Here is a 6,000-nt window from a genome sequence, read left to right on the forward strand (position 1 = left end):
AATCAAAAAGACTGCTTTTTGTATTGAGCGATTGTATGGCTTGTGTATAATAGCCGCCCATATGGACAGTAGCACTTAAAATCTTTGCTTAATTTGGCAAAAACATCAGCAAGTAGCTACGGAATAAAAAAGTAACAATAAAAGGAATTGAAGTGAAAGTATTAAAAGCAGTCTTGCCTGTTGCAGGTTTGGGTACACGCATGTTGCCAGCTACCAAAGCAACGCCAAAGGAAATGCTTCCACTAGTAGACAAACCTCTCATTCAATACGTTGTAAACGAAGCAGTAAAAGCCGGTATTAAAGAAATCATACTGGTTACCCATGCTTCTAAAAACGCAATAGAAAATCATTTTGATACCAGCTTTGAGCTAGAAGCCACCCTAGAAGCCCGCGTAAAACGCAGCCTACTAGAAGAAGTTCGCTCAATAATCCCGAGAGATGTAAGTATTATATCGGTTCGTCAATCGGCGCCGTTAGGCCTAGGCCACGCAATACTTGAAACCCGCCCAATTATAGGCAATAACCCTTTTGCTATTTTATTGCCCGATGTAATTATCGATCAATATAAGTCAAATCTTAAGGTTGATAACCTTGCGCAAATGATCGCCCAATTTGAAGGCACTCAACATAATCAAATTATGGTTGAACCAGTCCCTCATGAGGAAGTGCACAACTATGGTGTGGTTGATTTGGCAGGTAAAAATATTGCGCCTGGCGAAAATGCAACCATAACCAACATGGTTGAAAAGCCAGACAATGACGAAGCGCCCAGTAATTTAGCCATAACAGGTCGTTATGTTGTATCACCCGCTATTTGGGATTTACTCGAGTTTACGCCACCAGGGGCTGGTGGTGAAATACAATTAACAGATGCATTACTGCAGTTACGTCATCTTGAAACAATTGAAGCGTACCATTTAAAAGGTAAGTCGCATGACTGCGGCTCAAAATTAGGTTACATGCTTGCAAACGTTGAATACGCAATGCAATCAAGCCTAATAGGTGAAGAATTTACAAAGCGCGTTAAGCAATTAATGGCAAATGCATAAATTTATGCAAAACCGGTTAGTAAAAAATTAAGGGAAATCATGGCTATTAAAGTATTAAGTATTTTTGGTACGCGACCTGAAGCAATAAAAATGGCACCGCTTGTTAAAGCACTAAATGCAGCAGAAGGTATTGACGCAAAAGTATGTGTTACTGCACAGCATCGTGAAATGCTTGACCAAGTTTTAGAGCTGTTTGAAATTGTACCAGATTACGATTTAAATATTATGAAGCCGGGCCAAAGCTTATACGATGTAACAACAAATATTTTGTTAGGCTTAAAACCTATTCTTGAAGAGTTTAAACCAGACTTAGTGCTAGTTCATGGCGATACAAGCACGACTTTATCTGCAAGTTTAGCGGCGTTTTATCAGCAAATTCCAGTGGGGCACGTAGAAGCGGGTTTACGCACAGGTAACTTAAGTTCACCATGGCCGGAAGAGGGGAACCGCAAGCTCACTGGCGCTATTACAAAGTTACACTTTGCACCAACGCAAACATCACAGCAAAACTTACTCAACGAAGCAGTGAATGCTGACGATATTCTCGTTACTGGTAACACTGTTATTGATGCATTATTACAAGTGGTTGATAAGGTAAAAACCGATACCGATTTAATCGCAACATTAAAAGCTAAGTTTCCAGAGCTCGATGAAACTAAAAAACTTATTTTAGTAACAGGGCACCGCCGTGAGAGTTTTGGTGGCGGTTTTGAGCGAATTTGTGAGGCGTTAGTAGAAATTGCAACCGCGCACCCAGATGCACAAATTTTATACCCAATGCATTTAAATCCTAATGTACGCGAACCGGTAAACCGCATATTAAAAAATGTTGATAATGTGCATTTAATCGAGCCGCAAGACTACCTACCCTTTGTGTACTTAATGAATCAAGCTCACATAATAGTAACCGACTCAGGTGGTGTACAAGAAGAAGCGCCAAGCCTAGGTAAACCTGTACTTGTTATGCGTGACACCACAGAACGCCCTGAGGCGGTAGAAGCTGGCACAGTTAAATTAGTAGGTACAGATAAAGCTCGCATTGTGAGTGAAGTAAATAACTTACTCACTAACGCTCAAGAATATCAATCAATGAGCCGTGCACATAACCCTTATGGCGATGGTAAAGCGTGTGAGCGCATTGTGGCTAAAATTAAGCAACACTTTAAAGATTAAAATAAAGTTTAAAACTTTTTCAAGGATTAAATAATGACAATTAAAACAGTTTCAGTTGTTGGTTTAGGCTACATAGGTTTACCAACTGCAGCCGTTATTGCATCGCGCGGTATGAAAGTAATTGGTTTAGACGTAAGCGAAAAAGCAGTCAATACCATTAATGCCGGTGAAATACATATTGTAGAGCCCGATCTCGACATAATAGTACGTGGCGTAGTGTCTACCGGCAATTTAAGAGCGACGACTACACCAGAAAAAGCCGACGCATTTATGGTAGCTGTACCTACACCATTTATTCACAGCGAAAGTGGTAACCACAGCGCAGACTTAAGCTATATTGAATCGGCTGCAAAAATGATTGCTCCAGTGCTTGAAAAAGGTAACTTAGTTATTTTAGAAAGTACGTCACCCGTAGGTGCAACAGAGCAACTTGCCGCTTGGTTGAGTGAAGCACGCCCTGACTTAACCTTCCCACAAGATAAAGGCGATGCCGCCGACATTAACATTGCGCATTGTCCAGAACGTGTATTACCAGGTTATGTATTGCAAGAGCTTGTGTCGAACGACCGCGTTATAGGTGGTATGAGCAAAGCATGTAGCGAAAAAGCCGTTAAGTTATACGAAACTTTCGTTCGTGGCGAGTGTATTATTACCAATGCTCGCACTGCTGAAATGGCTAAATTAACCGAAAACTCATTTCGCGATGTAAACATTGCCTTTGCTAATGAGCTGTCGGTAATTTGTGACAAATTAAAAATTAATGTGTGGGAGCTTATTAAGCTTGCTAATCGGCACCCGCGTGTAAATATTTTAAATCCAGGCCCTGGTGTTGGCGGCCACTGTATTGCGGTTGACCCTTGGTTTATTGTTGCAAGCTGCCCAGACGAAGCAAAAATAATTAAACAAGCACGCTTAACTAACGACGCAAAACCATTTTACGTAATTGAAAAAGTAGCAAAAGCCGCTGATGAATTTAAACGTCCAGTTATTGCATGTTTAGGCCTTTCATTTAAAGCCGATATTGACGATCTTCGTGAGAGTCCGGCATTAAATATTGTTGAAGAATTAGCAGCAAAAAATATTGGTGAAATACTTGCGGTAGAGCCAAACATTTCAGAGCTACCAGCCAACCTAGCAGATAAAAATGTCAGCTTAGTGTCGTTAGAAAGCGCACTAGAGCAAGCAAATGTCGTTGTAGTATTAGTCGATCATAAACAATTTAAAGCAGCAGATAAAACAGAGTTTGCATCAAAAGTTGTTATTGATACTCGCGGTATTTTGTAAGGAATTGTTATGAAAGTTACTTTTTATGGTATTGGTTATGTCGGTTTGGTACAAGCGGCAGTGCTAGCAGATGCAGGACACGACGTATGCTGTGTTGATATTGATGAAACCCGGATAGAAAACTTAAAAAAAGGTATTATCCCAATTTACGAGCCTGGGCTAACGCCTTTGGTAGAAAAAAACTTTGCGGAAGGTCGTTTAATATTTACAACAGATGCTCAGTTTGGGGTTGAATTTGGTGAACTTCAGTTTATTGCAGTAGGTACTCCGCCAGATGAAGACGGCTCGGCAGATTTAAAGTACGTATTAAAAGTAGCAGAAACTATTGCTACACATATGCAAAAGCCAAAAGTTATTATCGATAAGTCAACGGTACCTGTGGGCACTGCAGATAAAGTTAAAGCAACAGTGCAGTCAATTCTTGATAGCCGAAAAAGTGATTTAACTTTTTCAGTGGTATCAAATCCTGAGTTTTTAAAAGAAGGGGCTGCAGTTAATGATTGTAAACGCCCTGATCGCATAATTATTGGTACAGACTCGACAGATGCAGAAGACCAAATGCGTGAACTTTATGCACCATTTAATCGAAATCACGAAAAAATTATCGTCATGGATATTAAAAGTGCTGAACTTACTAAATACGCAGCTAACTGCATGCTAGCTACTAAAATTAGCTTTATGAACGAAATGGCGAATATCGCTGAACGAGTAGGTGCCGACATAGAACATGTTCGCCATGGCATAGGTTCAGATCCACGAATCGGTTATCAGTTTATTTACCCCGGTTGTGGTTATGGAGGCTCATGCTTTCCCAAAGATGTACAAGCACTTGTTCGTACGACCGATAGCATAGGCTACGAATCAAAAATACTCAAAGCAGTCGAAGCCGTAAATTATGCTCAAAAGCATAAGTTATTTGAGTACATCACAAAACACTATGACTTAGAAAAAAATCCAGATGCAATTAAAGGTAAGACTTTTGCATTGTGGGGTTTAAGCTTTAAACCTAACACAGATGATATGCGAGAAGCACCAAGTCGTATTTTAATGGAACAGTTATGGGAATCAGGTGCTAAGGTACAAGCATATGACCCTGAAGCAATGGAAGAAACCCAACGAATTTACGGTAGCCGAGACGATTTAAGCTTAATGGGGACCAAAGAGTCCGCTCTAAACAAAGCTGACGCATTAGTTATTTGTACCGAATGGCAGAATTTTAGAGCGCCAGATTTTGATTTGATAAAATCGAAACTAAGTAGTGCAGTCATATTTGATGGACGAAACTTATTTGAGCCAAATAGAATAAACAAAAAAGACATTAAATATTATAGTATTGGCCGTGGACTATCGGTAACTGGGTTTAATCTATGAAATATCTCGTAACAGGAGCAGCAGGTTTTATTGGTAACTTTGTGGCTGAGCGTTTATGCCAATTAGGTCATGAAGTTATAGGGCTTGATAACTTAAATGATTATTACGATCCGGCATTAAAACTTGCGCGTTTAAAGCGTATAGAACACTTTAATAACTTTAGTTTTATAAAAATGGAGCTTGCTGATAGAGAGGCTATTGCAGATCTATTTGCAAACGAAAAGTTCGAAAGAGTGATTCATTTAGCAGCGCAAGCGGGTGTAAGGTATTCAATAGAAAACCCGATGGCTTATATTGATTCAAACGTAGTAGGCATGGCAACAATATTAGAGGGGTGTCGCCATAACAACGTGAAGCATCTGGTTTATGCTTCTTCAAGCTCTGTATATGGTGCAAATACTAAAATACCTTTTGCAGAAGAAGATAGAGTTGATCACCCTGTATCTCTGTATGCAGCAACTAAAAAATCTAATGAACTGATGGCGCATACTTATAGTCACTTATATTCATTGCCTACTACAGGACTTCGCTTTTTTACAGTCTACGGACCTTGGGGACGACCTGATATGGCCCCATTTTTATTCACTGATGCTATAGCCAACGATAGAGAAATTAAAGTATTTAATAATGGTGAGATGCAAAGAGACTTTACTTATATAGACGATATTGTTGAAGGCATTATTCGTATTCAAGATCATGTTCCATGTGTTGAGTCTGGTAATACAAAAGAAGGCTCACAATATTATCGTTTATTTAATATTGGCAACAATCAACCAGTACAGCTTGAGTCTTTTATTAACACGATTGAAAATGCCCTTGCTAAAAAAGCGAATAAAAAGTATTTACCAATGCAAGATGGTGATGTTGTTCGCACATACGCTGACATAGAAGAGCTTAATAAACAAATAGGTTTTAAACCAGAGACTAATCTTCAAGATGGTATTAATAAGTTTGTAAAGTGGTACTCGGAATTTTATAACAAATGATAAACTCTTTTTTTGAACTTAAAGACTATATAAAACATGATCATTATAGAATTTATAAAACTACATCTAAACTTAGCGTTTTTAAAAGTTTATTTTTGGGTGAGTCTTTTAAATATGTCTTTTGGTTAAGAGTTTGT

The 6,000-nt window shown here is 39.0% G+C and carries 5 protein-coding genes; all 5 read left to right on the plus strand.

The annotated features are described in order from the left end of the window. Positions 1-152 precede the first annotated feature (152 nt). From galU to A9479_RS05065, 5 genes are read left to right on the plus strand one after another with little or no spacing between them, the layout of a single operon-like run. Positions 153-1,049, plus strand: a complete 897-nt coding sequence (galU, locus tag A9479_RS05045) for a UTP--glucose-1-phosphate uridylyltransferase GalU (protein WP_064662865.1) — start codon at positions 153-155, stop codon at positions 1,047-1,049. Between the two features lie 39 nt (positions 1,050-1,088). Then, on the plus strand, positions 1,089-2,222 hold the full coding sequence (gene wecB, locus A9479_RS05050; protein WP_064662866.1) for a non-hydrolyzing UDP-N-acetylglucosamine 2-epimerase: 1,134 nt from the start codon (positions 1,089-1,091) through the stop codon (positions 2,220-2,222). 33 nt (positions 2,223-2,255) lie between these two features. Then, positions 2,256-3,506 carry a UDP-N-acetyl-D-mannosamine dehydrogenase gene (gene wecC, locus A9479_RS05055; RefSeq protein WP_064662867.1) on the plus strand — a complete coding sequence of 417 codons (1,251 nt, stop codon included), beginning with the start codon at positions 2,256-2,258 and terminating at the stop codon, positions 3,504-3,506. A gap of 9 nt (positions 3,507-3,515) precedes the next feature. Further along, positions 3,516-4,877: a UDP-glucose/GDP-mannose dehydrogenase family protein gene (locus A9479_RS05060; protein WP_064662868.1), complete on the plus strand. Its 1,362-nt coding sequence runs from the start codon at positions 3,516-3,518 to the stop codon at positions 4,875-4,877. After that, positions 4,874-5,863: an NAD-dependent epimerase gene (locus A9479_RS05065; protein ID WP_064662869.1), complete on the plus strand. Its 990-nt coding sequence runs from the start codon at positions 4,874-4,876 to the stop codon at positions 5,861-5,863. Before A9479_RS05060 ends, A9479_RS05065 begins: the two co-directional genes overlap by 4 nt. The last annotated feature ends 137 nt before the right edge of the window (positions 5,864-6,000 follow it).

Source organism: Pseudoalteromonas sp. MQS005 (assembly GCF_001661605.1).
Classification (GTDB): domain Bacteria; phylum Pseudomonadota; class Gammaproteobacteria; order Enterobacterales; family Alteromonadaceae; genus Pseudoalteromonas; species Pseudoalteromonas tetraodonis.